General features: G+C 60.6%; 29 protein-coding genes. 20 read left to right on the forward strand and 9 right to left on the reverse strand.

The features are described 5' to 3' along the window. The first annotated feature begins 389 nt into the window (after positions 1 to 389). Both QZ648_RS12040 and istA read left to right on the forward strand, forming a co-directional pair. On the forward strand, positions 390 to 758 hold the full coding sequence (locus QZ648_RS12040) for a hypothetical protein (protein WP_291997180.1): 369 nt from the start codon (positions 390 to 392) through the stop codon (positions 756 to 758). Next, entirely contained in the window at positions 755 to 1,846 is a 1,092-nt protein-coding gene (istA, locus tag QZ648_RS12045; protein WP_291997181.1) for an IS21 family transposase, read from the forward strand. The genes QZ648_RS12040 and istA overlap by 4 nt, the downstream gene beginning before the upstream one ends. On the opposite strand, the gene QZ648_RS12050 is transcribed toward istA, so the two are convergent. Both QZ648_RS12050 and QZ648_RS12055 read right to left on the reverse strand, forming a co-directional pair. After that, positions 1,819 to 2,814, reverse strand: coding sequence for an IS1595 family transposase (locus tag QZ648_RS12050; protein WP_291997243.1), 996 nt, complete (start codon positions 2,812 to 2,814; stop codon positions 1,819 to 1,821). The genes istA and QZ648_RS12050 overlap by 28 nt on opposite strands. A 57-nt stretch (positions 2,815 to 2,871) precedes the next feature. Continuing rightward, complete coding sequence (locus QZ648_RS12055) at positions 2,872 to 3,090, reverse strand: hypothetical protein (RefSeq protein WP_291997182.1); 219 nt, start codon at positions 3,088 to 3,090, stop codon at positions 2,872 to 2,874. On the opposite strand from QZ648_RS12055, the gene QZ648_RS12060 reads away from it, so the two are divergent. Then, a complete protein-coding gene (locus QZ648_RS12060) occupies positions 3,082 to 3,369 on the forward strand; it encodes a hypothetical protein (protein WP_291997183.1) in 288 nt (95 codons plus the stop codon). The two genes, QZ648_RS12055 and QZ648_RS12060, sit on opposite strands and share 9 nt — an antisense overlap. Beyond that, on the forward strand, positions 3,356 to 4,102 hold the full coding sequence (gene istB, locus QZ648_RS12065; protein WP_291997184.1) for an IS21-like element helper ATPase IstB: 747 nt from the start codon (positions 3,356 to 3,358) through the stop codon (positions 4,100 to 4,102). Before QZ648_RS12060 ends, istB begins: the two co-directional genes overlap by 14 nt. Before the next feature lie 273 nt (positions 4,103 to 4,375). Here the strand turns inward: istB and QZ648_RS12070 are convergent, their stop codons facing one another. The 3 genes from QZ648_RS12070 to QZ648_RS12080 all read right to left on the reverse strand — a co-directional run bounded on the left by QZ648_RS12070 (position 4,376) and on the right by QZ648_RS12080 (position 7,176). After that, entirely contained in the window at positions 4,376 to 4,621 is a 246-nt protein-coding gene (locus QZ648_RS12070) for a hypothetical protein (RefSeq protein ID WP_169068377.1), read from the reverse strand. 874 nt (positions 4,622 to 5,495) lie between these two features. Then, positions 5,496 to 6,896, reverse strand: coding sequence for an SEC-C metal-binding domain-containing protein (locus tag QZ648_RS12075; RefSeq protein WP_169068378.1), 1,401 nt, complete (start codon positions 6,894 to 6,896; stop codon positions 5,496 to 5,498). Next, positions 6,871 to 7,176, reverse strand: a complete 306-nt coding sequence (locus QZ648_RS12080; protein ID WP_169068379.1) for an integration host factor subunit beta — start codon at positions 7,174 to 7,176, stop codon at positions 6,871 to 6,873. Before QZ648_RS12080 ends, QZ648_RS12075 begins: the two co-directional genes overlap by 26 nt. Before the next feature lie 499 nt (positions 7,177 to 7,675). Here QZ648_RS12080 and QZ648_RS12085 point away from each other — a divergent pair, with 499 nt between their 5' ends. The 5 genes from QZ648_RS12085 to QZ648_RS12105 all read left to right on the forward strand — a co-directional run bounded on the left by QZ648_RS12085 (position 7,676) and on the right by QZ648_RS12105 (position 11,867). Beyond that, a complete protein-coding gene (locus QZ648_RS12085; protein ID WP_169068380.1) occupies positions 7,676 to 8,563 on the forward strand; it encodes a replication protein RepA in 888 nt (295 codons plus the stop codon). Between the two features lie 949 nt (positions 8,564 to 9,512). Further along, positions 9,513 to 9,929, forward strand: coding sequence for a hypothetical protein (locus tag QZ648_RS12090; RefSeq protein ID WP_291997185.1), 417 nt, complete (start codon positions 9,513 to 9,515; stop codon positions 9,927 to 9,929). A 32-nt stretch (positions 9,930 to 9,961) separates the two neighbouring features. Next, positions 9,962 to 10,219 carry a hypothetical protein gene (locus QZ648_RS12095; RefSeq protein WP_291997186.1) on the forward strand — a complete coding sequence of 86 codons (258 nt, stop codon included), beginning with the start codon at positions 9,962 to 9,964 and terminating at the stop codon, positions 10,217 to 10,219. Beyond that, entirely contained in the window at positions 10,216 to 11,253 is a 1,038-nt protein-coding gene (locus QZ648_RS12100; protein ID WP_291997187.1) for a TraM recognition domain-containing protein, read from the forward strand. Before QZ648_RS12095 ends, QZ648_RS12100 begins: the two co-directional genes overlap by 4 nt. Then, complete coding sequence (locus tag QZ648_RS12105) at positions 11,250 to 11,867, forward strand: DUF4400 domain-containing protein (protein ID WP_291997188.1); 618 nt, start codon at positions 11,250 to 11,252, stop codon at positions 11,865 to 11,867. Before QZ648_RS12100 ends, QZ648_RS12105 begins: the two co-directional genes overlap by 4 nt. A gap of 460 nt (positions 11,868 to 12,327) precedes the next feature. Here QZ648_RS12105 and QZ648_RS12110 read toward each other — a convergent pair whose 3' ends face one another. Both QZ648_RS12110 and cadR read right to left on the reverse strand, forming a co-directional pair. Then, positions 12,328 to 12,531, reverse strand: coding sequence for a GDCCVxC domain-containing (seleno)protein (locus QZ648_RS12110; protein WP_169068076.1), 204 nt, complete (start codon positions 12,529 to 12,531; stop codon positions 12,328 to 12,330). A gap of 57 nt (positions 12,532 to 12,588) precedes the next feature. Further along, complete coding sequence (cadR, locus tag QZ648_RS12115; protein ID WP_169068071.1) at positions 12,589 to 13,020, reverse strand: Cd(II)/Pb(II)-responsive transcriptional regulator; 432 nt, start codon at positions 13,018 to 13,020, stop codon at positions 12,589 to 12,591. Positions 13,021 to 13,126: 106 nt separating this feature from the next. On the opposite strand from cadR, the gene QZ648_RS12120 reads away from it, so the two are divergent. Together QZ648_RS12120 and QZ648_RS12125 are read left to right on the forward strand one after the other, a co-directional pair. Next, the gene (locus tag QZ648_RS12120) at positions 13,127 to 13,273 is read left to right on the forward strand and encodes a hypothetical protein (RefSeq protein WP_291984624.1); all 147 of its coding nucleotides are present in this window, start codon (positions 13,127 to 13,129) and stop codon (positions 13,271 to 13,273) included. A gap of 53 nt (positions 13,274 to 13,326) precedes the next feature. Further along, complete coding sequence (locus QZ648_RS12125) at positions 13,327 to 15,390, forward strand: heavy metal translocating P-type ATPase (RefSeq protein WP_291997189.1); 2,064 nt, start codon at positions 13,327 to 13,329, stop codon at positions 15,388 to 15,390. A gap of 10 nt (positions 15,391 to 15,400) precedes the next feature. On the opposite strand, the gene QZ648_RS12130 is transcribed toward QZ648_RS12125, so the two are convergent. Beyond that, positions 15,401 to 16,756 (reverse strand): heavy metal sensor histidine kinase, encoded by a 1,356-nt coding sequence (locus QZ648_RS12130; RefSeq protein WP_291997190.1) that lies wholly within the window; start codon positions 16,754 to 16,756, stop codon positions 15,401 to 15,403. Further along, entirely contained in the window at positions 16,753 to 17,439 is a 687-nt protein-coding gene (locus QZ648_RS12135) for a heavy metal response regulator transcription factor (protein WP_169068069.1), read from the reverse strand. The genes QZ648_RS12130 and QZ648_RS12135 overlap by 4 nt, the downstream gene beginning before the upstream one ends. 192 nt (positions 17,440 to 17,631) lie before the next feature. On the opposite strand from QZ648_RS12135, the gene QZ648_RS12140 reads away from it, so the two are divergent. The 9 genes from QZ648_RS12140 (at position 17,632) to QZ648_RS12175 (ending at position 26,041) form a co-directional block, all read left to right on the forward strand. Next, on the forward strand, positions 17,632 to 17,973 hold the full coding sequence (locus QZ648_RS12140; protein WP_291997191.1) for a DUF4148 domain-containing protein: 342 nt from the start codon (positions 17,632 to 17,634) through the stop codon (positions 17,971 to 17,973). 287 nt (positions 17,974 to 18,260) lie between these two features. Beyond that, complete coding sequence (locus tag QZ648_RS24965) at positions 18,261 to 18,614, forward strand: DUF2946 family protein (protein WP_366144130.1); 354 nt, start codon at positions 18,261 to 18,263, stop codon at positions 18,612 to 18,614. Between the two features lie 265 nt (positions 18,615 to 18,879). Continuing rightward, positions 18,880 to 20,169 (forward strand): TolC family protein, encoded by a 1,290-nt coding sequence (locus QZ648_RS12145; RefSeq protein ID WP_291997192.1) that lies wholly within the window; start codon positions 18,880 to 18,882, stop codon positions 20,167 to 20,169. Positions 20,170 to 20,233: 64 nt separating this feature from the next. Then, complete coding sequence (locus tag QZ648_RS12150; RefSeq protein WP_291997193.1) at positions 20,234 to 21,565, forward strand: efflux RND transporter periplasmic adaptor subunit; 1,332 nt, start codon at positions 20,234 to 20,236, stop codon at positions 21,563 to 21,565. A 10-nt stretch (positions 21,566 to 21,575) separates the two neighbouring features. Next, a complete protein-coding gene (locus tag QZ648_RS12155) occupies positions 21,576 to 24,671 on the forward strand; it encodes a CusA/CzcA family heavy metal efflux RND transporter (RefSeq protein WP_291997194.1) in 3,096 nt (1,031 codons plus the stop codon). A gap of 11 nt (positions 24,672 to 24,682) precedes the next feature. Beyond that, positions 24,683 to 25,108: a hypothetical protein gene (locus tag QZ648_RS12160; RefSeq protein WP_291997195.1), complete on the forward strand. Its 426-nt coding sequence runs from the start codon at positions 24,683 to 24,685 to the stop codon at positions 25,106 to 25,108. A gap of 39 nt (positions 25,109 to 25,147) precedes the next feature. Further along, positions 25,148 to 25,474, forward strand: coding sequence for a P-II family nitrogen regulator (locus QZ648_RS12165; protein ID WP_291997196.1), 327 nt, complete (start codon positions 25,148 to 25,150; stop codon positions 25,472 to 25,474). Beyond that, complete coding sequence (locus QZ648_RS12170) at positions 25,461 to 25,694, forward strand: hypothetical protein (protein WP_291997197.1); 234 nt, start codon at positions 25,461 to 25,463, stop codon at positions 25,692 to 25,694. Before QZ648_RS12165 ends, QZ648_RS12170 begins: the two co-directional genes overlap by 14 nt. Continuing rightward, positions 25,691 to 26,041 (forward strand): DUF3703 domain-containing protein, encoded by a 351-nt coding sequence (locus tag QZ648_RS12175; RefSeq protein ID WP_169068448.1) that lies wholly within the window; start codon positions 25,691 to 25,693, stop codon positions 26,039 to 26,041. Before QZ648_RS12170 ends, QZ648_RS12175 begins: the two co-directional genes overlap by 4 nt. Positions 26,042 to 26,051 lie beyond the last annotated feature (10 nt).

Here is a 26,051-nt window from a genome sequence, read left to right on the forward strand (position 1 = left end):
GCGGGCCAGCCAAGCCAAATGGCTCGCCAAGAACGCCGACTATCACCGCGGAGCGGAAGCCGTGGCGCGGGTGACGGCCTGGCGACAGGAGCACCCGGGATACAGCCGCCGCAAGCGTGCGCCGCTTGCCGAGTCCGCGATACAAGAAACCTTGCTGTTCGAGCCCGACATCTCACTACCCCTGCCAGCCGAGGCCTCGCTGCCCCTGAAGAAATCTTGTAACGCTTCCACGACGGAACTGGCACCACCGTTACAAGATTTCTTGAACGCCCAACCCACTGTTCTTATTGGCTTAATCGCCCATATCTGGGGCGGCACGTTACAAGATGACATCGCCTCGGCCCTGAACCGGCTGCTACAACTGGGACAGGACATTCGAGGAGGCTCGTATGAACAGTCCGACGAAGCGGCTAGTGAATCCGGAACGTCAGCGGCAGGTGCCCGCGCACTTCAGCTGGCTCGATCATCGGCTGGTGCGGGACCACTATATCGAGAAGGCTGACGTCTGCGCCTGGGCGCTGTACCTGTTTCTCGTCACCGTCGCCGACGCCTGTGGCCTTTCCTACTACAGCGAGGCCAGCCTCTGCCGACGTTTGCAGATGGATGCCGGTCGCCTGGCCCGCGCCCGCCGCGATTTGATCGCCCTCGACCTGATCGCCTACGACGCACCGTTGTACCAGGTCCTGAGCGTGCCCGAGTGCGTGCCGGTCGACACCCGTCTGGCGCGGCTGCGCGCTGTTCTGGAGGGCCGGTTATGATCGACTATGCGACGTGGTGCGCCATTCGCGAGGGGGTGGCCAGTCATCTGACGGCCCCACAACTCGCCGCCAGCCTGGGCCTGGACGTCAAGACCGTCCGCCACTGGATCGACCGCCCGTATGCGCCGCGGGCGCCCGTCCCGCGGGCCAGCAAGCTCGATCCCTACAAGGGGCGCATCGTCGGTTGGCTCGATGCGCACCCGCTTACCGCCCAGCAGGTGTTTCAACGGCTGCGGGATGCTGGCTACGAGGGCGGCATCAGCATCGTCAAGGACTACGTCCACAAGATCCGCCCGCCCCGGCGCGAGGCCTTCCTGACCCTGGCCTTCGCCCCCGGGGAGGCCGCCCAGGTCGACTGGGGAGAATACGGCACGATCAGCGTGGGCAACACCCGGCGCCATCTTTCCTTCTTCGTCATGGTGCTCGCCTGGAGCCGGAAGATGTACGTCGAGTTCACGCTCTCGCAAACGATGGAGCACTTTCTGGCGGCACACATCAACGCCTTTGCTGCCCTGGGGGTGCCGCGTAAGGTCATGGTCGATAATCTGCGCAGTGCGGTCTTGCGTCATGTGCGTGGCGAGCCGGTGCAGTTTAATCCCCGCTATCTCGATTTCGCCCGCCATTACGGCTTCGAAATCGTCGCCTGTGCGCCGAGAAAAGGCAATGAGAAGGGACGCGCGGAAAGGGGTGTCGCTTATGTGAAAACCAATTTCCTGGCCGGCCTGGAGCTGCCAAACTTCAGCGCGCTCAATGCCGCCGTCAGGCGGTGGCTGGAGACGGTGGCCAACGTCCGCCAGCATCGCGAAACGCAACGCCGGCCGGAAGATCTCTGGGTCGAGGAACGCGCTCATCTGCAGCCGGTCAATCCCCGCCTGTTCGATGTCGGCCGCGTCCTGAGCGTGCGTGCCAACCGACAGTTCCGGGTCACGCTCGAGAGCAATCGCTATTCGGTCCCCGCCCGCCTGGCGGGCCGACCGGTGACGATGAAGGTCTATCCGGATCGCGTCTGTATCTATCACGACGGCGAATTGGTCGCCCGCCATGGTCGTTCGTTCCATGCCTATCCGGTTGCCACAGGTTTGCGATGATTTGCGGAAACGGGATTCTTGCTCACGCCATCGTATAGATCGCGGTAAGTCGGGGCTTCAACCCGTGCGGCGATTTCCAGCACGCTATCAAATGCCACCATTGGCCAGAACCGACGGTTGAAGCGAAAAACGAATTCGTTGAGATAGGCCTGCAAATGCTTTGGACTGACTCCGTGGTGGCTACCCAACAACCAGGCATCCAGGTTCCCGAACACGATGTGGATCATCGGCAGGTGAGCTTCGGTTTTCGCTTGGTCGCCTTGTATAGCCAGCGGGTCGTGGCGATATCCCAGTTTGGTAAGGTTGTCGTAGCCGGTCCACCCATCTGTACGGACAGCGGACCCTGGAGATACGGCCGAGATAACGAAAGACTCCAACTCCTTTCGGCTTCGTCCCGGCGCGACTTCGAGACGAAGGCGGCCAGCAATAAAACCTCGACCGTGCCCACCTTTGTGTTTGGTCTTCGCTTGCCCGGTAGGCATGTTCGGGTCAGGCCCGGGAGCCTTCGCACGCGGCCGGACCTCGACCGCGCCCACAACCAACGTTTTGTGATGGCACCCCCGACCTTCGCCTTGCGTGGCGCCACCGACCCACGTCTCGTCCAGTTCGACCGGCCATTCGCCACCGATTCCGTCACGCTCCGGACGAACCATCGCCGCTCGCAATTTATGCAGCATCTGGAAAGCGGTCTCGTAACGTCCGAGCCCAAGCTGTCGTTGAAATTGCAAAGCGCTCATTCCGGGAGTCTGGGTTGTCACAAGGTAGGCCGCCCAGAACCAGACGTGAAGAGGCTGTCGCGAGCCCTGCATGACGGTCCCGGCCGTGAGGCTGGTCTGGCGGCCGCAGCGCGAGCATTCAAGAACACGAGGACGAGACAGAAGCCGCCACGGTTCTCCGCAATGACTACAGGCCGGGCATTTGAAGCCTTCAGGCCAGCGGATACGTTCCATGTGGCGGGCACAGGCCACCTCATCGGGAAAATACTTCTGGAATTCCAGAAGAGTCTTCGGATAGTCGGACATGCGTCAGATTGTGTCACCGGGCTCAACCTGTGGCAACCGGATAGGCATGGTTCGTTCGAGCGCCATCAGGACATTGAGAACCCCGATCACCCGAAGGCTTTGATCGCTCAACGTCGGCATGCGCGCGATGCGCTGGTACTGAAGCGCTTTCTGGGTCTGACGCCTTTGGCAGAGAAGTATCACGCGGGCTTGCTCGATCGCCGCGGGAATGCGATGGCGCATGTGCGCAAGATCGTGGCGCTGGTCGAGATTCATGGCGACGACGCTGTCGTGCGGGCGATGACCGACGCCCTGGCCTTTGAAGCCTTCAGCAGCGAATACATCGCCCATCTGATTGACGCACGTCGCCGCCAATTGCCCGAACCGAGCCCGCTACACCTTATCCGCCGGCAGGATCTGCTGGAGATTGAACTGCCACCGGCGGACTTGTCTGCTTATCCGAACATCCCGACAGGAACTCATCCGCAAGACAATTCAGGAGGCGATTATGACCATGACTGAGGCGGTTCTGGCGAAGCATCTGGGTCGTTTGCAGCTGCCGTATTTTGTTCAGCACGCGCCCGACTTGATGGCTCGGGCGGCCCGCGAGTCGTGGTCTCATGGCCGCTTTCTCGAAGACCTGGTGGCCGGTGAGGTGGCTCGTCGCGACGAGGCGCTGATTGCCCGCCGCATCCAGGCTGCGCGCTTGCCCGGCATCAAGACGCTCGACGGCTTCGACTGGTCATGGCCGAAGAAGATCAATCGCGCGCAAATTCAGCATCTGTTTCGCCTCGACTTCGTGCCGCCGCATGGCAACGTGATTCTGCTCGGCGCGGTCGGCGTCGGCAAGACTCATCTCGCCATCGCTCTTGCTCATGCGGCCTGCCTGCAGGGCCTGACGACGCTGTTCACCTCCGCCGTCGACATCGTCAATGCTCTCGCCGCCGCCCAGGCCACCGGCGGGGTCAAACGCGAGATGGCCAGACTGCTCAAACCCGCCATTCTCTGCGTCGATGAATTGGGCTATCTGCCGATTGACAAGTTTGGCGCCGATGGCCTCTTCCAGGTGATCAGTCAGCGCTATGAGCGCGGTTCGACAATCATTACGTCGAATAAAGCGTACAAACAATGGCCGGAGATCTTCAACAACGACAGCACCCTCACCGCCGCCTTGCTCGACCGTCTGCTGCATCATGCCGAGACACTGGTCATCGAAGGACCGTCCTACCGCATGCGTGAGCAGCACGACGCCTGATTTACAGCCCGTCCTCTACCAGCCGGCTCCGATCGCCCTCACTCCGGGGGCCTCGGCCCTCTCTTTTCGTGCTCAAACCAAAGCTTCCGCGCCCCGGAGCCCGCTTTCCTCACACCAGATTCATGTCGGCTCGTGGACGCCGCTTTCGCCCCGGCGCGGACAGCCGGGTGCTCCTGACCGTGACCCGGCCCGTGTCGATCAGCGTTGCGGGGTGCTACTGCTATTCTCTCCGCCCGAAATCCACACGGTGGCGCAACCGATGGCCGAGAGCTCTCACGCGGTTGACGACAACGCCATCTTGATGCGTTTCAAGCCAACATCGACGGTTTCCGCTAACTTGGCCACGCTCGGATCGTCGAAGGGCTTTTCTACCGTCCATTCGCAGAAAGAAGCCATGAGCGCCGCCCGTTCGACGGAAAGCCGTGAGTCGGCCAGACCAGATTCGATAATGGGGATGAGCGCTGCGGCGGCCCTGAGGCGGTGGATTTCCGGGGTTGAGGGCGGTGGCTGTTTGGACATTCCATCATTCTAGCGAGGAGCAACGCCCTCGGCTACGGTGTGCCCATCATCAACCATCGCACTCGTCTCTGTCATCGGCTCCGCCGATCGAGTTTCGTGGGCTACCAGGCTCAGAGCCTTTGCTCGGGCGCGCTCGGGTTGCGGCTGAGGCTACGCCTGCGCGTCAAGGCAAGGATTTCCAGGAGGCATGCTTCAACCGCATCCCGATTTATCGAAGCCCGACACTTCCGGTGTGCGCGCCCTTCTTGCTGCCTGACGCGCTCCCTCGTGACGCCAAGCGGTGCTGGTTGGGCAGAAGAGAGCGCTGGGCATGGGGGTCAAAGGTAAACCGGTGGAACGGCGCTGGTCGAAGCTGAAAGAACGGCTGGTGATGACTGGCAGGTCTTGAGGGCGGCCAGGATTGGGCGGGTGTTCGGCATGTCCGCCATCGGCTACCGACACATCAAGTCGTTCACCGCGCGATGATCAGGAAGCTCTCTGTTGAAGAATCGCCACGATTTCCTTCGCATGCGGGGTACAGCCTTTCGCGTCAGGGCGCAGATCAAACGCCTGGTTGAGAACGTCCGCAATGAAAACTGCTCCGCTCGTGCGGAACGGCCGCGTATTTTGAGCCCGAAGAGGATGTCTGCCGTCTCGACCCGGTAGCTATCAAGGTTCGATAGCTCTTGTGCGGCGGCACCGAGTGGATTCCACTTGGGAAGGACGTTCGCCAAAGCCGTGACTTGTTCTTCGTTCTTCTTCTTCCCCGGTGTTAAGCGCATAACCCAGGCCGGAACCGATGGTCTCGCAGGACCTGCTCCTGTTCGGCTTGCCATGTGCCTATTTCATTCCAGCCGTCGATGTGAATGGATCAATCGAGTGTCGGGAATCGCCCTCACTCGCTGCCAGTGGGGCGCGGAATTCCGAGTGACTGCCAGAGAAACTGGAACGAAATGGCCCGCCGGCCCTGCTGGGCCGCGCCCTGCTGTTCTTTTGCCTCATACATTCTCAGCAAACCTTTCACACGCTCCAACCCGGCGGGCGTATCGATGGCCTGCCGAGGAGTTTTGCCAGCCAGCGCCTCAATCGGCTCGTCGGCCCACTGAGCGTACATCTCATGGAGAGCCGTTTCCATCAGCTCGGCCATCGCTTCCGGTGACAAATCGAGGTCATCGGCGGCGGGCTTCGTTTCTTGACCGGCGGGCCCGTTGCGCATCAGTCCCGCGGGGTCGGACAACTCACGGGAAAGAAATTGAACGGCATCACCTGCAAGTGACTGGAACCAGGAGCGACCTTCGGCCGCGTAACGCTGCGTCGTGTAGAACACCGTGATCTTGTCGCCACGCGCCTCGACATTGACGGTCGCGAGCGCGCGTGTCTGTCCGTCATCGCAGTCGATCAGGCGATTCCAACCGGACTCGCGGTCGCCTTCGAGGTCGCTTTGCGCAGAGAATGACTGCGTCAAGTCATCCCAGTCCGTGACGCGATAGTGGTCGGTAATCAGCAAAATGGGCTCGCCCGAATGCGCGTCCCTGAGCGCTGGCATCGGCATCGGAGCGAAGAATTGAGCGAGCCAGCGCCGTCGAATGATGAAGCTCAGCATATCCGGCAGGTCTTCCGCTGGCCCGTCGAACCGATCAATGGCCGCGCGCATGTGCTCAACAACGAGCGGTCCGGTACGAGGCGTGAACGCGTAGGCAGCACCAGATAGCTCGTGATGATCAGCAACGTCCATGATCCGAGCGCCCATTTGTATTCCGAGCATGGAGGCTTGGCTACCGGACTTTTCGCGCACGACGATTGGCGGCGCGTCAAAGTCGAGCGAATCGCACAGCGTCAGCTGCTGATTCGGTTTGACGTCGGTAATGTCGTACAAGCGCAAAGGGCGCTCCGCCAGTTGCTTGATCCAGTTGCGCTGATCCACCGTGAATAGCGGCCCGCCGTGACCCAGCAGGTATTCCGATACTCTCTTTTGCTCGCCGTGAACGAGAATCTGGCCTTCAGCACACAGCCATTCCGTAGCGTTGAGTTGAATGCTGCTCTGCGTCGGCCGGTCCTGAGCAAGAAGTGCGTCTTGTTCCGCTTCGGTCAAGTTATCGTAGAGCATCCCTCCAATGGCCGCACCGACCGCCTTGCGATGTTTGTTTACGAGCCAGTCAATGGCGCGCTCCACTGCCCCGGCGTGGCCTTTCGGTTCGGGTTCAACGAAATCCGTGCGACCACTAGCGCAGCACTGCTTGTATTTCTTGCCGCTGCCGCATGGACAGGGGTCATTTCGCCCGATCTTGTAGGTCACTTGCTGCACTCCAATCGATGTCGTAGTCACTGCCCGGCCTGAAGTAGGGCACCCACCTGGCGGGAACCTGAACAACCAAGCCGGTCTTCGGATTGCGCCCGTTCCGCGGTGGCCTGTAGTTCAGTACAAAACTGCCAAAACCGCGTATTCCAATACGGTTGCCTTGCGCCAGAGCCTCGCTCATCCGCTCAAGAATCGCTTTGACAGCAAGCTCGGCGTCTTTGGTGGTCAGTTGTGGGAAATGTGGGGCGATCCAGGCGATGAGTTCGGAACGGGTCATGCCGACATTTTAACGACGACCAGCGCCCAGACGGCGACAGGTTCCACGAGCAATTCAACGATTCTGAGCTGTTCGGCGGCGTAACGGGGTCGATCAACGGCGGGGTCAGAACGGCCTGTTGAGCATCGCTCGTGGGGTCAAGGGCTTGCAGCACTTTACGTACCTTTGCGACCTGCGCCGCTTCGAACCCGTCGGCCGAACACGCCGCGTTGCCGATCTTCATCGACGCCCCATTCCCGCGTAGTGCGGGCAGACCTTGTTGGCCTTCTGGCTGGCTTCGGAGTCATCGCCCAACGATCACCGTTCCTGACGACAACCCGCAGTATCTCAAGTCGTCCGCACCGGCGTCCGAAACGTGACCCTTTTGGGCGCTTTTCCCCCGCGCACGCAAAAGACTGGGTGCTACAAATTCAGCCATGCCCGCCAGCCTTCTTCTCGCCACTCCCGGTATTCGATCGCCGCAAGCCTTCGACACGCTCGATTGGCCAAGAGGGAATCGATGAGCGGCCTCTCTCGCGCAGGCAAGCTGACTGCCCTGGCTTCCGACATTACCGCTGCCGAGGTCGATGTGGGTTCGTTCGCGTTCCTGGGGCAGGCCTTGGTTCAGACCACCTTGCCACATAGTGACCCCGGGGTGTCCAGCTTCGAACGAACGAGCGGGCCCGTGTCACTATCGATCATCGCCAATCCGAGATTCGGTCTCCCCTACGGCACCGTTCCGCGGCTTCTGCTGACGTGGATCTGCACGGAGGCCGTGAAGACCAAATCTCCGATGCTTGGCCTCGGAAAAAGTCAGAACGAGTTTCTGCGCAAGCTGGGAATGCGGACCGATGGCCGCGATTGCCAGCGGCTTCGTGCGCAGGCCGTGAGGCTCTTCTCGTCGACGCTGTCCATCGCCTATCAGAGACACGGACGCTTCGGCCTCAAGAACATGCTCATTGCTGATCAGGAATTCGGCTTCTGGGATCCCCACCGGCCGGACGATCGGCAGCTGTGGGAAAGCCGCCTCAAGCTATCGGACGATTTCTTTCGCAACCTAACCGAGTCGCCGGTACCCATCGACATGCGCGTGCTGTACGCGCTTTCCAAGTCGCCGATGGCAATGGACATCTATTCCTGGCTGGTCTACCGCATCTTTGTCCTGCGTGTCACCCAGCGTCCGAGCGTCCTCATCCCCTGGCAGTCATTGAAGCTTCAGTTCGGTTCTGACTACGGCGACACGCCTCGCGGCCTGCTGGACTTCAAGAAACAATTCCTCCTGAGACTCAAGGATGCCTTGCTGTTCTACCCTGAGGCCAATGTTTCCGCGCCGGCGACAGGACTCCTTGTGGCGGCCAGTCGGCTACGTATTTGCCATACAGGTGGGGCGCGACTGTCTTCGCTGTAGTCCTGGTTGCTTAGAGCTCGTCTCGGCGGATGGTGTTTTCCCTCGGGTTGCCGCCTGATTTGCTTTCTCGACATCTTGCCCGCTACGGCTTCACCACCGTTCTGTAATGGCGTGATTGCCTGACGCCGCGTACGGCAGGCGGCAACGGGCGGCTTCACGACCTGCCGAGCAATAGCGCGTGAATCCTCCCTCTTGCCTGTCTGACGTTGCAGCCGGTCTCGACTCGGATCTCGGCGCTTTCCGGCCGTACTCCCTACCCAGCCAGTTTTTCACGGTCACGAACCCTACAGTTCGGGCGTCCGCTGCGTAGGCGTCAAGAGCCCTGCCTTCGCCAATCTTCTGCACGGCCGTCCTGGCAACCGGGTTTTCGCCGACTACCACCACCCTCTCCGGGCCATGCTGTGGGATTGGTCGCTTTTCCCTTGGCTGGCGGGTTTTTGTTCTCCGATCCTTGACTTCGCTGCACGGCGTCGGCACGCAGGGACTTCTGCCCGCCCGATTGGCGCGGCGTCAGCAGGTTATCCACAGGCGGGGCACCCCCTTTACTTGTAAAGATACTTGAATATTACTTGTAACTACTTGAGGGGGCCCTCAAAGCCATGCCACGCAAGGCTTGCAGCCGAGTTGGTGAGAGCGTTGTCACGTAGTGCTGAGAGCGTTGTCACGTACTCGTGAGAGCGTTATCACGTGGATAACTTTGCTCCTCCTCTGGAAGCCCCTTGTCGCCTGGGTTTGCGGCGGATGGCGTTTGAGAGCGTTGTCACGTGGATAACTTTTCTGAGGGGCCTTTTCTGTGGATAACTTTTTCCGAAAAGCGGCCCGAAAGGACGCTTTTCGGGGACTTGCTTTTTTTCAGCCATCCGTAGAATGGTTCGGGATAGCGTCTCGATCGGCGCCGCTCGCGGTGGATCGGAAAGGTGGCGGAGCGCTCATTACGGAGGAGGAGAACATGCGCAACGAACAATCCGGACTGATCACATCCCTGGCGTCGCACTGCTGGCGCCTCTTGAGCTTTCGTGGTGACTGGAAATCCATGCCGGACTCGGCAGGCTTTGTCTGGCTGGCTATGGGCGCGACACTTCTTGGCGGCCTGACGGAACAGCTCGTCAGGGGCCGATCGCTGGACGTAGCCGTCCTCAGCGCCGTGGTCTGGGTGGGATTCATTCTCGCCGTGTCCAGACACGGCAGGATTTTCAATCGTCGGTTTGCCGGCGCTCTCGCCCTGCTATCGATTGGAATCGAGGGGCTGCTGGTGCTCACGATCTGGATTCCAGCGGCCGAATGGCCGGTAGCGATCTGGGCCGGCATTGCCGTCATGCACCTGCTTTTCCAGGCGAACGATGCGGGTGCGGCGGCTGGGCGCTGACGCCGGTTAGCATCGAGCGCCGCTTGCCTCCGATGAAAACGCCGGTCGTCGACCTCAGTGCAATGGTGCGCACAGGCTCGGGCGGCCAGTTCCCTGAACCGCTGCTTCTCAGGGGTGAGTGCGACGCCGATCGCTGGCCCGACCTGGATCAGTCCAGCGCCTTCGCAGCGCCGACGATCCAGCCCGACCAGACGTTCGATCCGGCGAAGCGGGTCACGGCGCACGCCCAAACGCGCGACAGAGGAAAGCGTGCCGGCCATCCGTCGGCGCCATCGTCGAGCAGCGCATGATGGCCGTCTCGTCGCCCTACGACTTCGAGGTTCCGTGGCGCCCCAATTTTGAAGCCAAAATGGCGCTGGTCTGGGCGCTCGCGTCGGCCCTGATCATCGCCTTCTCCTGGGCGGTTCCGTTGTTCTCCCAGTTCTCGGCGCTGCTCGCCGTCGGATGTGCTTTCGCGGCGGCCTGCCGCGGTTACCAGGCCTACCAGCGGCTGCTGGAAGCCTACATCGCCTTCTATCGGGAGATCGCCATCCATGAGGCGCAGTCGGTGGATCTCGATGGCTTGATCTCGACCTACGAGCACAATCGCGAGCACTTCCAGAAGATGGTCGCCTCCCTGATTCCGATTCTCTCGATGCTCACCAGCGACCCCCTGCAGGCGCTCCTGTCACCGGACTTCGAGCCCGGCCACGAGCGGCTGGTGACCGACATGTCGAAGATCATCCACGGTAACAAGGTGGTCTACATCGGTCTGGATTCGCTCGCCGACTCGACGGTGGGCAGCGCGATCGGCCCCATCCTCCTGGCCGATCTCGCCGCCGTGGCGGGCGACCGCTACAACTACGGCATTGATTCGCTGACGCCGGTCAATCTGTTCATCGACGAAGCCGCCGAGGTGCTCAACCAGCCGGCTATTCAACTCATGAACAAGGGCCGCGGCGCGGATTTTCGGGTGACTATCGCGACGCAGACCTTTGCCGACTTTGCCAGCCGACTTGGCGACGAAAACAAGGCCCGCCAGGTGCTCGCCAACACCAACAACAAGATCGCCCTGCGCGTTCTGGATTCCGAAACGCAAAAATACCTGGCCGAAGGCATGCCGCAGATCAAGGTGCGGTCGATGGCTCTGCGTTACGGACACAACGTCGATAGCCACGTGCAGGACGAATACACCGCGTCTTATCAGGAACAGATCATGGCGGCGGAGGCGGAATTCTTTCCGGCGGCGATGCTGGGTGAACTGCCGCCGCTGCATTTCATCGCCCGACTTTCGGGCGGCCGGACGCTCAAGGGGCGGTTTCCCATCCTGCTGACGCAGCCATGAGGCCTGCGCGCACCGACAACGCCTGGAGTACCTTCATTGCCGTCGCGCTGTTTCTGCTCATGGCGGCCACCTGGGCGTTCATTCCGCCGACGGCGATCCGCAATGCCTGGATCGCCGAACGGGCGGCGGTCTACGCGATTGCTGGCAAGGGTGAGAGCGATGTCTACGGTCGTACCCTGGACGATATGGAAAAATCGCTGGCGTCGGATTTTCGCAGCTTCATCATTGACGCTCAATCGACAGGGCAGGGACCCTTTGGGAGTTCCGACCTCAGCGCTTGGGCGCAGGGCCGGATCGTCGCGACCTGGTTGTGGATCGGCCTGGTCGCCTACCGCCTGCAAGTGTTGATGGGATGGCTGGTGCCAGGCATTCCCTTGGTGATGGCGGCCTACAGCGACGGCCAGCTCGTGCGGGAAATCCGCAAGTATTCCTTCCTGGCCCGGAGCCCGATCCGACACAGCCTCGGGGTGCGCGTGCTATGGGCCGTTCTGGTAGGACTTGCCGTTTGGATAATCGTGCCGTTGCCGATGCCCTCGCTGCTGCCACCCTTGTTGATCGTCTCGATCTCGTACGCCCTGTGGCTGTGGGTGAGCAATTTGCAGAAGCGGCTTTGAGGGGTGTGCCATCCAGGGGGCGCTACGGCTGTGGTGTGACGGCTGGTCGACGGCGGCGAATCGTGGCGCGTTCGTGCTGCCTCGACCACGACCTGGTCATTGCCGTCGCGAAGAAACGAGACCTCTGAACGGCCGCTGCCACCGTTCAACGTGACGTTTGGCGGTGTAGCCTCTGGGGCAGGTTCTCGGCCGGAGGGGCCGTTGGGTTGTCGCACCAGGAACGACTGCGATGAGACGGTCAGCGGTCGTTCAACACTACGGGGCCACGAACGACGGCTTTCTCATCCGTCGAACGCGAACTTTCACCAGATTGAGGTCGGAAGGTCGGTAGCGCTGCTGCTCGAAGCTAGGGGACGTCTCAGAAAACGGAAAATAGAGCACGCTAAGCCTTTTCGCCGCGCCATGACGCAAACAGCCCGCGCAAAGGCGGGCTGTCGACGGTGCCGGGGAAAGCCTGGAATTACCCGCAACTCCTGTTCTGCGCCTGAATCCGTGGGCATTTTACCGAGCCGAAGGAACAGAATACGCAACAGTCGCCGGAGTTGGGGCGCAGCAGGTTCTTGCAGTTGCGGCACTCGTAGTAGAACTGGCAAGCGTCAGTCGACATGGTTTCCTGCTGGGCGAATCCACAGTGTGGGGGTAGAACAAGCAGCCGTGTCACCAGCCGCCATTTGAGGAATCAGCTCACGAAACGGGAAAAAGTTGTACGCCAAGACCTCGATTAACCGAGGTGCGTGTGCCGTTCATGCCGAGGTTCTGTTTCCATAGACGCCAGCCCCTGCAAGATTCCACAGGCGTCCATGGCCTGGTCGCTCTGGCAGCGCTGACGCAGCTCACTGAGCTGCTGCTTGAGCTGGAACAGCTCGGCCATACGCACGTCGACGTGGGCAATGTGTTCGTCCAGTAGTTGATTGACGCCACCGCAATCACCGGCAGGCTGATCCATCAGACCCAGTAGCGTGCGGATTTCCGCATGCGTCATATCCAGGGCACGACAATTCCGTATAAAGCGAAGCCGCTCGACGTGGAGCTCGCCATAGCTGCGGTAGTTGGCCCGCGTCCGTGCCGGCGCGGATAGCAGTCCTTCCTTTTCGTAGTAACGCACGGTTTCCACCGTGCATTGCGCCACTTGGGCGAGTTCACCGATCTTCACGGGTAGTCTCCAAAACACTTGACCCTATAGTAACTTCAGGGTGTGAAATGGACAATATACCAACAATTCGACGACGCCATGCCCTCTCGCCCCGTGAAAATTACGCATGTTCACCACGCATGCGGCGACGATCAGTCTCATGCTCACGACGCTTTGCCCGCTCATCACGATCATGGGCATTCGCACGACCATGGTCATGAGTGTTGCGCTGCCGATCCCTTACCAACATCGGCATCAGGCAACGCCAGTCTGATCACAGCCAAAATTCCGGCCGGCTACACACTCACTCGGTTACGCGTCGCACAGATGGATTGCCCGACCGAGGAGGCGTTGATCCGCAACAAGCTGGGTGGCATAGCCACGGTGAGCGGGATGGAATTCAACCTCATGCAGCGGGTCCTGACCGTTGTCCACCAGAACAACACGCTACCTGCCGTTGAGACGGCCATCCGTGACTTGGGCATGAGTACCGAGCCAATGGAAGCAAGCAGCCAAGGCAGCGCGCCCACCGAGGCAGTCAGTAAGCCTTGGTGGCCGTTGGCGCTGGCCGGGGTTGCTGCTCTTGGCGCGGAAATTGTTCATTGGGCTGGATTGCCAGAATGGTTGTCCGGACTGCTCGCTCTCGTCGCCATAACAATCAGCGGTGTCGGCACTTTCAAGAAGGGCTGGATTGCGTTGCGCCACGGCAATTTCAATATCAATGCCCTGATGAGCATTGCCGTGACGGGTGCGGTGTTGCTGCGCCAGTGGCCGGAAGCGGCCATGGTCATGGTCTTGTTTACTGTTGCCGAGCTGATCGAAGCGAAGTCACTTGATCGGGCACGCAATGCCATTCGCAGCCTGGTGCAGTTGACGCCGGAAATGGCGACAGTACGGCAAGCGAACGGTGCTTGGGCCGAACTGCCAGCCAAGGCTGTCACCATCGGCCAAATCGTGCGCGTCAAACCAGGCGAGCGCGTCGCCCTCGATGGTGTCGTGACGGCTGGGCGATCAAGCATCAATCAGGCGCCTATTACCGGCGAGAGCTTGCCGGTCGACAAGTCGGCTGGAGACAGTGTATTTGCCGGGACAATCAACCAATCTGGCTCCGTCGAATTCCGGGTTACTGCCGAATCCACGCATTCGACCTTGGCACGCATCATTCACGCGGTCGAAGAAGGGCAAGGCGCACGTGCGCCAACCCAGCGCTTCGTCGATCAGTTTGCCAAGATCTACACGCCGGCGGTGTTCGTCTTCGCCATCGCGGTAGCCCTTGTGCCGCCCCTGCTACTTGGTGGCAGCTGGCAGGATTGGGTATACCAGGCGCTGGTTCTGCTGGTCATAGCCTGTCCGTGCGCCTTGGTCATTTCCACGCCCATCACCATCGTCAGCGGTCTGGCAGCAGCAGCCCGCCACGGCATTCTGATCAAGGGCGGTGTTTATCTTGAGGAAGGTCACAAGCTCGCGTGGCTGGCATTCGACAAGACCGGCACCATCACGCACGGCAAACCGGTATTGACCGATACGGTCTTGCTCGATCAGACGGACGGAGTGGATGCCGTCCGAGTGGCCACCAGTCTTGCTGCACGCTCCGATCACCCGGTTTCTCACGCCATAGCCACAAGCGGACAACGGAACGACACCGTCCTGCTTGATGTAGCGGACTTCGCCGCCATTCCAGGGCGAGGTGTGCTCGGAACCGTTGGCGGCGTGCAATATCAGCTTGGTAACCATCGCTTGATCCATGAGCTTGGCGTATGTACTCCTCCCCTGGAGGCTCGGCTTGGTGAATTGGAAGAGCAAGGCAAGACGGTCATTCTGCTCACCGATGGCGAGCGCGTGCTGGTCCTGTTTGCGGTGGCCGATACGGTCAAGGACAGTAGCCGCGCCGCGATCCGGGCGCTACATGAGTTGGGTATCAAAACAGTCATGCTGACCGGCGACAACGCACATACCGCGCGAGCCATCGCGGCCCAGGTTCAGATTGACGAAGCCTTGGGCGATCAACTGCCGGAAGACAAGCTGCGCGCTATCGAACGCTACGCGCAAACAGGCAAGGTTGGCATGGTGGGTGACGGCATCAACGATGCACCGGCCCTGGCGCGAGCTGACATCGGCTTTGCCATGGGCGCGGCGGGTACCGATACGGCTATCGAGACTGCTGACGTCGCACTGATGGATGACGACCTGAACAAAATTGCGCGTTTTGTCCGCCTGTCGCGCACTACCCGGACGGTACTGGTACAGAACATCGCGCTGGCATTGGGCATCAAAGTCGTTTTTCTCGTACTCACGCTGCTCGGTATGGGCACCATGTGGATGGCGGTATTCGCTGATATGGGCGCGAGTCTGCTGGTTGTGGCTAACGCTCTAAGGCTGGTGCGTCAGTAGCAAATTGCTCTCAGATTGGAGTCGTTGGTTGCGTGCTCCCCATGGGCAACACGAAACCAACGGTCGTCCTGCCAATCGCGGACTCTGCGAATGTCTTGCCGCCATGCATGCGCGCGATGGCGGCGACGATCGACAACCCTAGACCATGGTTGGTTTCGCTATGTTCACGCGCAGGTGACGCCCGGTAGAAGCGATCAAACAGGCGAGATTGGTGCTCTTCCGGGATGGTCGGGCCGATGTTGCTTACCGAAAGTTTGACGGCATTTGTCGCGTCGGAGTCGATGGCCAGCTCAACGATTGAGCCTGGATCGGCGAAGTGGGTTGCATTCGATAGCAAATTTGACAGTGCCCGGCGTAGCAACGCTGTGTCAAAGAAGCCTGAAGAGTCTCCCTGCACCTCAGCACGTAGGCCAGCTTCCTGTAGCGACGCGTCGTGATAGTCGATGACTTCGGCTGCGATCATCGCCAGGCTATCAATACGATCTCGTCGTGCGAGCGCGCCACAAGCGGCTCTTGACAGGAACAGCATGTCGTTAACGAGGCCGGCAAGGCGCCGCAGTTCTTCAAGGTTTAAGCCGAGGACTTCCCTCAATTCATTCGCTTCTCGATTGCCACTCAACGCCAATTCCGTCTCGCCAATCAGTATTGTCAGGGGATTTCGCAACTCATGTGCGACGTCCGCATTGAAGCCATCCAGCTGTTTGTAGGCGTAGTCCAGCCGCGCGAGGAGCGCGTTGAACTGCGTAACCAAAGGCTGCAACTCTTCAGCTTGGCCTGACCCATCCAGCGACTGGTCAAGGCTGTCCGGGGCTAGTGCTGCCGCCTGCCGGGCGAGGTCGTGAATCGGCGCCAGTCCCCGTCTTACGAGCCAAACGCCACTCAGGTAGATCAACGCGGAACCGGCCAAGGCACACGCTAGAAGCGTCCACGCCAAGCGTCTCATTAGTTCAGCATCTGCTTCCGTGTTCAGCGTCATCTGGGCGCGAAGGGCCGATGTGCCGAATAGCATGGACGGAATATCAAAAGTAAGCTGCCTCTGAGAAATGGCGGCTTGTGTGGTAGATGCGGTGCTGTAGACGAGAGCGCCAGCGGGGGTGCTCAGGCGCAACTGAAGATCAGCATGGCCGGCAAAGAAATCGTCAAGCTTGTGACGCAGGCTGGTCAATTCGTCTTCGGCTCCAATTTCAGCCACCAGATGGCGGATTACTTCCTCCTTGTGCTGAAGCTCTTCACTCTGGCGAGCCACGAAACTGAGGTTCGTGACGAAGTACACCGCCACACAGACTAGCCCAAGCCCTAGAAGAGCCTGCACAGCGAGCCAACGAGACAACCAGTGGTCTATCGACACTGGAGCACTCGTCTTCATGACTTTCGGCTTTCTAGGACGTAGCCCATTCCACGGACGGTGTGAAGGAGTTTCTCGTAGAACGGATCGTCGAGTTTGCCTCGCAGGCGACGCACGGCTACTTCGACGACGTTTGTATTGCTGTCAAAGCTCATGTCCCACACCTTCTCGGCCAGTGCTGCGCGCGAAATCACCTGCCCGTGTCGGCGCAGTAGGAGGCTGAGCAGCGTAAATTCCTTAGCGGTCAGGTTGATGCGCTCGCCGCCTCGCGTTACCCGCCGCCGCGCGAGATCAACTTCGAGGTCCGCCAGCCTGAGGATATGGGCGTCCGGACCTCGGGGCTCTCTTGTTCCGCGACGCAGCAGGGCCTGCACCCGGGCAAGTAGCTCGGAAAGGGAGAAGGGCTTTACCAAGTAATCGTCGGCCCCAGTTTGCAGGCCCCTCACCCGATCCTCAACCTTGTCCTTCGCTGTGAGCATCAATACCGGCACAGCGCTCTGTCGTCGAAGCGCGTGCACGATTGCGAAACCATCCATCCCTGGCAGCATGACGTCGAGAAGGACGGCGTCGTATCCGCCGTTCAGCGCAAGCTGCAACCCGGCCGGGCCGCTGTGTGAGACATCAACGACGTAGCTGTTCTCCGTAAGCGCCTTGCGTAGGTACTCGGCAAGCCTCAATTCGTCTTCGATGACCAGGATCTTCATACGCGAATTATCGCGGGATCGGCGATGCAAAAGGATTACGAATTCGTAATTTGGCAGTTCGCAAATTGACGTGCTCGGCGCGCTATCGTACCTCCCGTGCCGAACGTTCAACCCAAACGGCATCGTTACCGCACACCAGCGTGTTTTCAAGTTCCATCAAATTCCACTTCGCCTACAAGAAGGAAACCCATTATGTTGATTCGTACCGCCATACTTTTCCCCATCCTCTCCATCGCCCTCGCCGCACCGACGCTTGCGCTGGCCGAATCGGAGATGCATTTATCGAGAGGCGAGGTGGGCTACACGTTTCACCCCAATCATGTGAAGTCCACCAAGACCACCGCCCAGGTCATGCAGGAATTGCAGGAGGCCAAGGCAGACGGGAGCTACCAACAGTCTCTGGAAAACTATCCGGCTCCTGTCAAAAGCGTCGGGCCGGGCAAAACTCGAGCCGAAGTGCTCAATGAGCTAAAGAATATTACCCCCGCCGAGCGCGCGCGAATGCAGGCAATCTATACAAAAGGTGCGGGGTAACATCTGAGCTCTTCGTCTTTGAGTTACGGTGATGTTGGCGGCAGTTTCGATCCGTAAAAATTTTGTTACGGCCACGCCTCTGGCATATCCGTACGCACTGCATTCGGGTGCGAACCGGTATTCCAGAGGCGACCGTGATACCCGATATCTCAGGCTCGAAGGCTACCATCTCAACCGCCCAGACCAATCGGCATTGCTATGACGAACGTGCAAAAACCACCTACCTTCCCGGGAAACCAGCGGATGAAACCGACGCAGAGGCAAGGCTTCTTAGCTATACTGCGCCCGTGATCAAGCGCCTCGTCCTTATCCTCTTGCTAGTAGTGGCGCCGCTCCAGGCTGCTTGGGGCCTGGCGGGCGGCTATTGTCCGCATGACGAGCGGAGTGCGGACACGCAGCATTTTGGCCATCACGTACACGAGCATCAGGCGGCCAACCAGAACGACGACGTCGATTCAGCCGCAACCGTTTCTGATACCGATTGCATCTCGTGTCACCTCGGATGTGTCGGTGTCGCTATCTCTCCTGCCCCAGTGTTGCTGTCCACGCCAGCATCTTCGGCTGTCGCCCCCCCCGCTCGCTTTCCCCTCTCCGTTTTTCTCCAGGGTCCAGAACGACCCAATTGGGCGCCCGCCGTCTGATCCGGCGGAACGTCCACAGCTTTCAACCGCAAATTCTCTCCTTAAGCCCCCGAACAGGGGCTAAGCGGCCGTCGCAAACGGTGCTTCAGAGTAATGGCGGCCACCAAGCTAGAACCGTGGCGCAATCGCGCAAATCGGCGGCAAACGCCTGCCAATACGGGCTTTCAGCGCGCCTCCCGCGGCAACAACTGATAAATCCAAGGCCAACTTTCTGGTCGCCTTGCCGCCTACATGCGCGGGTATCAAACGGAGATTTCAACGAGACATGCATTCAAATATTCATCGTGGGCGTGTGGCCCGCTTCATCACAACGCTGATCTTGGCGGCCGCCACGTCGGCGGTGCTGGCTGCAGAGTCACCCCTGACCTTGGCAGCGGCCTTGCAGATTGCCGAAGCGGCCAACCCCCAACTTCGGGCAGCGCAAGCCGATCTGGCCGCCACCGAGGGGCAACTCGCTGATACCCGTGGCCTGCTCTGGAACAACCCGCAACTAACCGCCGAACAGGCCCGCCGCAAGGTTCCTCTCCCGGGCCAGGGAAATGACACCCTGCGGGAGTGGGGTGCCGATCTTTCCCAGACCCTGGAGATCGCAGGTCAGCATGGCTATCGTCGCAGCGCGGCTGAGCAGGATCTGGCCGCACTCCAGGAAAGCATCGAAGAGACCCGCCGACGGGTCCTCGCCGAGGTCGAGCAGAAGTTCGTCCAGGTATTGGGCTTGCAGACGCGCGCTACGACCGAGGCTGAACTGGTCAGCTTGATCAGGGATGCTGCTGGAGCGGCAAGAAAACGCTTCGCGGCGGGCGAAGATACCAAGCTCGACAGCAATCTCGCGGAGGTTGAGCTCGGTCGCGCCGACAATCAGCTGCAAGCGGCGCGCGAACAGCTCATCCAGGCCCGCGCAGATCTCGCCGCCACACTGCAATTGCCGGCGGAAGCGCTGCCGGAAGTACGAGGGACACTGGCCTCCGAAGTGGCCACGCCATACACCCTGGACGAGCTGCTGGCCGCAGCCGCTGGCCGGCCGCGATTACGTGCGCTGGAGTACCAGGAGCAGGCCGCCCGCAGTCGCCTGGGCTTGGAGCGTGCCGCGGCATACCCGGACGTGACTGTTGGCGTTTTCACGGCCCGTGAAGGATCAAGCGATGCACGCGAGCAGATCACCGGCGTTTCCGTTTCCTTACCCCTGCCACTGTTTCGCCGCAACGCCACCGGCATCGGCAGAGCGGTCACCGACGTGAGCAAAGCCCAGATCGAGCGCGAGGTGGCCAATCGGGACGCGCGCGCAACGGTCCTGGCTCTGTGGCAGAAGCGGGAAAGCCTGCGTGGTCGGGTAAAGCAGCTCGATCAAGTTGTCCTGCAACGCCTGAACGAGAACAAGCGTCTGTCCGTAGCAGGCTACCGGGCCGGTGAGATCAGCCTCACTCAACTCTTGCTAGCAACCCGGCAAGTTCTCGATACCCGCCGCGAAGTGCTGGAGGCCATGACCGATCTGGCCCTGGTGCGCATCGAACTCGAGCAGGCAGCGGGCTGGCATCGGCAGCCGAAAGGCTCGTGATGAGTCATCACCGATTCGCACACCGCACCCGTCACCTGAAAACGTATCCATTGAAAGATCATTCATGAACAACCTATTCCACGTACTCCCGGCGCATCGGGCTGCACTTTTCGCACTCGGCTTCTCCGCCCTGATTCTCGGCGGCTGTGGCAAGACCGAATCTCCGGCCACCGCCGCCCAAGCCGGCACGGCAATGAGCAGCGCCGAAGAGCAGCACGCCGCTGCCGAGAAGCCAGGCGAACACGCTGCGGGCGAGAAAGCCGGGGCACACGCTGGGGAGGTTAGCAAAGACGGGGACGGCCACGGCGACGAGCATGAAGCAGGGGGGGTGGAAGCACTCAAGCTCAGTGCCGAAGAGATTCAATCTGCCGGCATCGAGAGCGCAGAAATACTGGTGCAGGAAGTGAGCGAACCGCTCACCCTGACCGCCACCATCCGCCCGAATCAAGACCGCATAGCGCACGTGGCGCCACGCGTCCCTGGGCGCATCGTCAATGTCAAAACCAATCTCGGCGACCAGGTAAAGGCCGGGCAGACGCTGGCCGTTCTCGATAGCCTGGAAGTCGGCGATGCGTACTCGGCTTACCTGCAGGCAGCGACCCAGCAGTCGGTAGCCAAGGCCGACTTCGAGCGCGCCGAGAAGCTGCACGGCGATCAGATCATTGCCCAGAAAGACCATCTGCGCGCCCATGCCGAGTACGAGAAGTCCAAGGCCGCTCTCGCAGCGGCCAGGGACAGGCTGCGCATGCTGGGTGTGGATGCCTCGCCTACGGGCGACGGTAAAGCACGATCGACCTTCCCGGTCAGCACGCCGTTCGCCGGAACGGTAATCGAAAAGCACGCCATCCTCGGCGAGCTCTCCCAGCCAGACAGTCCGCTTTTCGTCGTCGCCGACCTGTCGAAACTGTGGATCGCAGCCGATCTGTTCGAGAAGGATCTCGGCCGCATCCAGGTAGGCGCCAGTGCGATTGTTACCGTCGCCGCCTATCCAGACGAGTCCTTCGAGGGCACGCTGACCTACATCGCGGCAGTGGTCGACAAGGAGACCCGTACCGTGCAAGCGCGTGTGGAAGTGACGAATCTGGACGGCCGGCTCAAACCGGAAATGTTCGCCACCGTCGCCATTCGTACCATCGAGACGACCAGACAGGGTGCGACAGTCAAAGCCTTGCTGGTCCCCACCGAGGCCGTCGTGTTGATGAATGGTCAGCCCACGGTGTTTATCGAGGACAGCGACGGCTTCGAGCCGAGAAATGTCGTGCTCGGGCAGAAGCTGCGTGGGCGCCTGGTGGTCAAGAGTGGCCTGGCGGCGAGCGAGCGGGTGGTGACGGCGGGCGCTTACGCCCTTAAGGCACGCATCATGAAGTCGGAGCTTGGCGCAGGTCACGGGCACTGAGGGGAAAACCATGCTGAACCGTATCGTTGATCTCTCATTGCGCTACAAGCTGCTCGTCTTGCTGGCTTTCGTGCTGATGGCTTTCTTTGGCGTCCGCGCCTTTCTCAACGTCCCGGTGGATGCGTTCCCGGACGTTACCCCGAACCAGGTCAACGTCTATACAGAGTCGCCTGGACTGGCCGCCGAAGATGTCGAACAACTGCTCACGACGCCGATTGAAACGGCCATGGCTGGCCTGCCGGGGGTCGAGCAGATTCGCTCGGTTTCCCTATTCGGCCTGTCTTACGTCGGTGTCTATTTCAAGGATGATGTGGACATCTACTTCGCCCGGCGCCTGGTCGGAGAGAAGTTGCAGGAGGCCAAGGAACGTTTACCCGCAGGCTATGGCGAGCCTTCTCTCGGACCGAACAGCTCGGGGCTTGGCCAGGTTTTTTGGTACACCGTGGAATCGGCCGACGAGAAACTCTCGGCCATGGACCTGCGCACCTTGCATGACTGGACCGTGCGTCTCATGTTGCGCACCGCGCCGGGGGTAGATGACGTCACCACCTGGGGTGGGCAGGAAAAGCAATACCAGGTCCAGATCAATCCAGAAAAACTGATCAAGTACGGACTCTCCTTCAAGGCCGTCATGGAAGCGCTTGCCGCCAATAATCGGCAGGTGGGCGGACAGTACATCAACCTCGGCCAGGAGCAATATCTGGTTCGCGGCCTTGGTCTGGTGGCCAACACCACGGACATTGGCAACGTGGTCATTGCCGAGCGCGAGGGCGTGCCGATCCACGTGCGCGAGGTGGCCGAAGTCAAGGAAGGCCCGGCGCTGCGCTTCGGGGCAGTGACGCGCGACGGCAAGGAGGTGGCTCTCGGTATCGCCCTCGCACGGATCAACGAAAACCCCAAGAGTGTCGTTGATGCGGTGAAGCAGAAACTCGATCTCGCGCGCCAGGCACTACCTCCTGGCGTCAGCATCAAGCCGGTCTACGACCGAACCGAGCTGGTCGACAAGGCGCTCGCGACCGCCGAAAGCGCCCTCGTGGAAGGATCGATCCTGGTGGCCATCGTGCTCTTCCTGTTCCTCGGGGAAATTCGCTCGGCAGTGGTCGTGATCGCCACTTTGCCGCTGGCGATGCTGTTCGCCTTTCTGATGATGCAATATTTTGGGCTGTCGGCCAATCTCATGTCTCTGGCAGGTCTGGCGATCGGCATCGGCATGATGGTGGACGGTGCCGTGGTCATGGTGGAGAACGCCTTCCGCTTGCTCTCGCATAAGACTGGTCAGGTCGTAAACCGCACTCACGTCATGCTGGAAGCTGCGCGCGAGGTCATCAACCCGATCGCTTTTGCCATTCTCATCATTATCGTGGTGTTCCTGCCGCTTTTCTCGCTGACCGGTCTGGAGGGCAAGCTGTTCAAACCCATGGCCTTCACGATCACTTTTGCCATGGTGGGCTCGCTGATTCTCACGCTTACCCTGGTGCCTGTGCTCGCCGCGCTGATCCTGAAACCCAAGGAAGAAAAAGACACGTTTCTGGTCCGCTGGATCAAGGCTGGCTACCTGCCGGTTCTCGACTGGGCGCTGGAAAACAAGAAGAAGGTGATCGTCGCTTCGCTGACCTTGCTCGTCTCGGCCCTCGCCACCTTCCCCTTCCTCGGCAAGGAGTTCATGCCGACGCTCCAGGAAGGCGCCATCATGTTCAGAGCGACTGGCATCCCGTCGACTTCGCTGGAGGAGTCGATACGCGTCTCGCAACAAATGAATGATGTACTCAAGAAAGAGTACCCACAGACCAAGATGGTGCTGGCCACCATTGGACGCGCAGAAAAGGGCGAAACCGCCGACGCCAACTACATGGAGGTGCTGGTAGAGGTTAAACCGCAAGCTGAGTGGCCTGAGAAGATGTCCATACCGGAACTTTCAGACCGCATGAAGGAAACCCTGGAGGTGGCGCTACCGACCGTGGTGGTAGGCAACACCCAGCCAATCCAGATGCGGGTCGAAGAACTGATTTCGGGCGTACGTGCAACGCTTGCCCTCAAACTTTACGGACCAGACCTCGCCGAACTCGACCGCCTGGGCGCAGAAAGCAAGGGCATCCTGAGCAGTGTACCTGGCGTCGCCGACCTGTCTCTGGAAGCCAACAAGGGCAAGCCGCAACTGGTCGTGAAGGTCAACCGCGAAGAAGCCGCGCGTTTCGGGATCAACGCTGACGAGATTCTGGAGATGGTGCAGGCCGGAATCGGCGGGACGGCTGTCAGCACGCTCATTGATGGCGTACGCCGCTTCGACATTCAGGTGCGTCTCGATGCAGCATTCCGTGATACGCCGCAGGCAATCGGTAATATCCCGGTGCGTACCTCATCCGGCGCCATGGTCCCGCTCTCGCGCGTGGCGACGGTGGAGATGGACGAGGGCTATACCTTCGTGCGCCGCGAGCAATTGAGCCGCTATGCTGTCTTGCAGATGGACGTGAGAGGCCGCGACGTGGACGGTTTCGTCCAGGAAGCGGACGAGAAAATTCGGAGTCAGCTGAAGCTTCCCGAAGGCTACTGGATTGAATGGGGCGGGGCTTTCGAGAATCAGCAGCGGGCGATGGCGCGACTGGCGCTTATCGTACCGCTCACCATTGGACTCATCTTTGTCCTGCTGTACACCGCCTTCAACTCGCTGACCCTCGCCACGCTAATTATTGCCAACGTGCCCTTCGCGGCAATTGGCGGGGTCTTCGGACTGGCGATAACCGGCCAGTACGTCTCGGTGCCCTCTGCGATTGGCTTCATCGCCGTGTTCGGGGTAGCCATGTTGAACGGTATCGTACTGGTGTCATTTCTCAACGACCAGCGCGGCCAGGGCCTGTCGATCCGTGACGCGGTACGCCAGGGGACGGCGCTACGCCTGAGGCCCGTACTGATGACCGCCTCGGTGGCCATCCTCGGCCTCATCCCGATGTTGCTTGCGCAGGGCGTTGGCGCGGAAACACAACGGCCTTTGGCGACAGTCGTCGTCGGTGGCCTGCTTACCTCGACGGCCCTGACGCTGCTCCTGCTGCCGCTCATGTACGAGTGGGTCGAGACGCGCCGCGAGCGTCGCACCAGAACTTCACAGTGAAAGGAACAAAGATGAATACGGTGTTCGCTATCGTCGGTCTGACCGCGCTGACGCTTACCGGTTGCGCAGGGCATACGCACGCGCTTGCGCCGGCAAGTGGAAACCCGAGCGTCACGGTTGGCACCTTCAGTCACGAGGGGCGCGGGGCGCCGGCAATGCTCCTGGAGGTCGAGGGGCGGCGTTTCACCGCCAAGGACTTCGCGATACGCCGCAACGCCAACCTCTCGGCCTTGCAACAGCACGACAGTCGTGGCCGGCGTCACAGCGGGATCTCGGCTGGAAGCGATAGCGAACACTACGACTACTCGGCCAACCCGGAATTGCGCGCGGCGGATGGCGCGGTGCTGCGATGCACCCTGACCTGGCCCGCTCGGCAAGCGCCTGCAGGCTATTGCGAGATGGATGAAGGGACGCGTATCGCTGTCCGCTTTGAGTAAGCGAATCGGCAATCATGAAAAATCCAAAGGAGAACTGACGTGAAGGAAATTAAGGCATTCATCCGGCAGCACCGCATCGCCAACGTGCTTCAGGCGCTGCGCGATCTGAAGGTTGCCGACATCAGCTATCACAACATCACGGTCTCCCAGGTGCAGCGGCCCTTGGCGAGTGAGGACCCAGCGCAGCAGCACTACTCCCTGGATCTTGCCGAAGCCGTCGTCTCCGAATACAAACTGGACCTCGTATGTGCCGATGAAGTGGTCGAGGAGCTGATTGCCGCCATCACGACAGCAGCGCATACGGGTCTGCCAGACGCCGGCTGGATATTTGTGAGCGAGGTGACGACGGCGATTGAAATTCGCTGAAAGCCTGCACAACTTGCAGCTTTCCGAAGCTTCACCCTCAAGCCGGACGTATGATGGCCAGATGGAAATTATGATAATGATCGGGGCAACGGCCAGTGGCCACAGATTGCGACTCACGAACAAGAGCGCGGCCAATGCTCCGCCCGCGCTCACGCAGGCCGACATGGTGGTGATGAACGACGACCTGCGTCTGCAGAGAACGGCGAAGGGCGTGTCATGACCGGAGCAGCATCACCACGGATCGAGGCCTTCGAGGCCAAGATAGCCGTGTCGGCGCGGCACCGGCTTGCCGGCTACCCCCGGCGTGCGTTCGCTGCCCTGGAGCGGGCACATGTGCTGGGGCAGCGGGACTTCAGTGCGCACCTGCGCGTGCATGGGTGGATGCTTCGGGTCGGCTGGGAAACGGGTGACTCGCGCGAAGTGGTCGGGCAGCTGATGCGACTCGCGCTGGTGCCGCTTGGCCCCCTCCTGCCAATTGGCAACACCGGCGGCGCGAGCGTCAGCGCCTTCGCGCCGATGGGCATCCCGCCCGAACTGAAACGGCTGCTGCAAGGCCGCGACCGATGACCCCCCCCTC

The sequence above is a fragment of the Candidatus Accumulibacter sp. ACC012 genome (genome assembly GCF_907163155.1).
In the GTDB taxonomy this organism is placed as follows: domain Bacteria; phylum Pseudomonadota; class Gammaproteobacteria; order Burkholderiales; family Rhodocyclaceae; genus Accumulibacter; species Accumulibacter delftensis.

What these genes read in the sequence shown, in the direction of transcription:
- QZ648_RS12040 (WP_291997180.1), top strand. Translation starts at nt 390, where the DNA reads ATGAACAGTCCGACGAAGCGGCTAGTGAATCCGGAACGTCAGCGGCAG.
- istA (WP_291997181.1), top strand. Translation starts at nt 755, where the DNA reads ATGATCGACTATGCGACGTGGTGCGCCATTCGCGAGGGGGTGGCCAGT.
- QZ648_RS12060 (WP_291997183.1), top strand. Translation starts at nt 3,082, where the DNA reads ATGGCGCATGTGCGCAAGATCGTGGCGCTGGTCGAGATTCATGGCGAC.
- QZ648_RS12055 (WP_291997182.1), bottom strand. Translation starts at nt 3,090, where the DNA reads ATGCGCCATCGCATTCCCGCGGCGATCGAGCAAGCCCGCGTGATACTT.
- istB (WP_291997184.1), top strand. Translation starts at nt 3,356, where the DNA reads ATGACCATGACTGAGGCGGTTCTGGCGAAGCATCTGGGTCGTTTGCAG.
- QZ648_RS12070 (WP_169068377.1), bottom strand. Translation starts at nt 4,621, where the DNA reads ATGTCCAAACAGCCACCGCCCTCAACCCCGGAAATCCACCGCCTCAGG.
- QZ648_RS12080 (WP_169068379.1), bottom strand. Translation starts at nt 7,176, where the DNA reads ATGACCCGTTCCGAACTCATCGCCTGGATCGCCCCACATTTCCCACAA.
- QZ648_RS12085 (WP_169068380.1), top strand. Translation starts at nt 7,676, where the DNA reads ATGAGCGGCCTCTCTCGCGCAGGCAAGCTGACTGCCCTGGCTTCCGAC.
- QZ648_RS12090 (WP_291997185.1), top strand. Translation starts at nt 9,513, where the DNA reads ATGCGCAACGAACAATCCGGACTGATCACATCCCTGGCGTCGCACTGC.
- QZ648_RS12095 (WP_291997186.1), top strand. Translation starts at nt 9,962, where the DNA reads ATGAAAACGCCGGTCGTCGACCTCAGTGCAATGGTGCGCACAGGCTCG.
- QZ648_RS12100 (WP_291997187.1), top strand. Translation starts at nt 10,216, where the DNA reads ATGATGGCCGTCTCGTCGCCCTACGACTTCGAGGTTCCGTGGCGCCCC.
- QZ648_RS12105 (WP_291997188.1), top strand. Translation starts at nt 11,250, where the DNA reads ATGAGGCCTGCGCGCACCGACAACGCCTGGAGTACCTTCATTGCCGTC.
- QZ648_RS12120 (WP_291984624.1), top strand. Translation starts at nt 13,127, where the DNA reads ATGTTCACCACGCATGCGGCGACGATCAGTCTCATGCTCACGACGCTT.
- QZ648_RS12125 (WP_291997189.1), top strand. Translation starts at nt 13,327, where the DNA reads ATGGATTGCCCGACCGAGGAGGCGTTGATCCGCAACAAGCTGGGTGGC.
- QZ648_RS12130 (WP_291997190.1), bottom strand. Translation starts at nt 16,756, where the DNA reads ATGAAGACGAGTGCTCCAGTGTCGATAGACCACTGGTTGTCTCGTTGG.
- QZ648_RS12135 (WP_169068069.1), bottom strand. Translation starts at nt 17,439, where the DNA reads ATGAAGATCCTGGTCATCGAAGACGAATTGAGGCTTGCCGAGTACCTA.
- QZ648_RS12140 (WP_291997191.1), top strand. Translation starts at nt 17,632, where the DNA reads ATGTTGATTCGTACCGCCATACTTTTCCCCATCCTCTCCATCGCCCTC.
- QZ648_RS12145 (WP_291997192.1), top strand. Translation starts at nt 18,880, where the DNA reads ATGCATTCAAATATTCATCGTGGGCGTGTGGCCCGCTTCATCACAACG.
- QZ648_RS12150 (WP_291997193.1), top strand. Translation starts at nt 20,234, where the DNA reads ATGAACAACCTATTCCACGTACTCCCGGCGCATCGGGCTGCACTTTTC.
- QZ648_RS12155 (WP_291997194.1), top strand. Translation starts at nt 21,576, where the DNA reads ATGCTGAACCGTATCGTTGATCTCTCATTGCGCTACAAGCTGCTCGTC.
- QZ648_RS12160 (WP_291997195.1), top strand. Translation starts at nt 24,683, where the DNA reads ATGAATACGGTGTTCGCTATCGTCGGTCTGACCGCGCTGACGCTTACC.
- QZ648_RS12175 (WP_169068448.1), top strand. Translation starts at nt 25,691, where the DNA reads ATGACCGGAGCAGCATCACCACGGATCGAGGCCTTCGAGGCCAAGATA.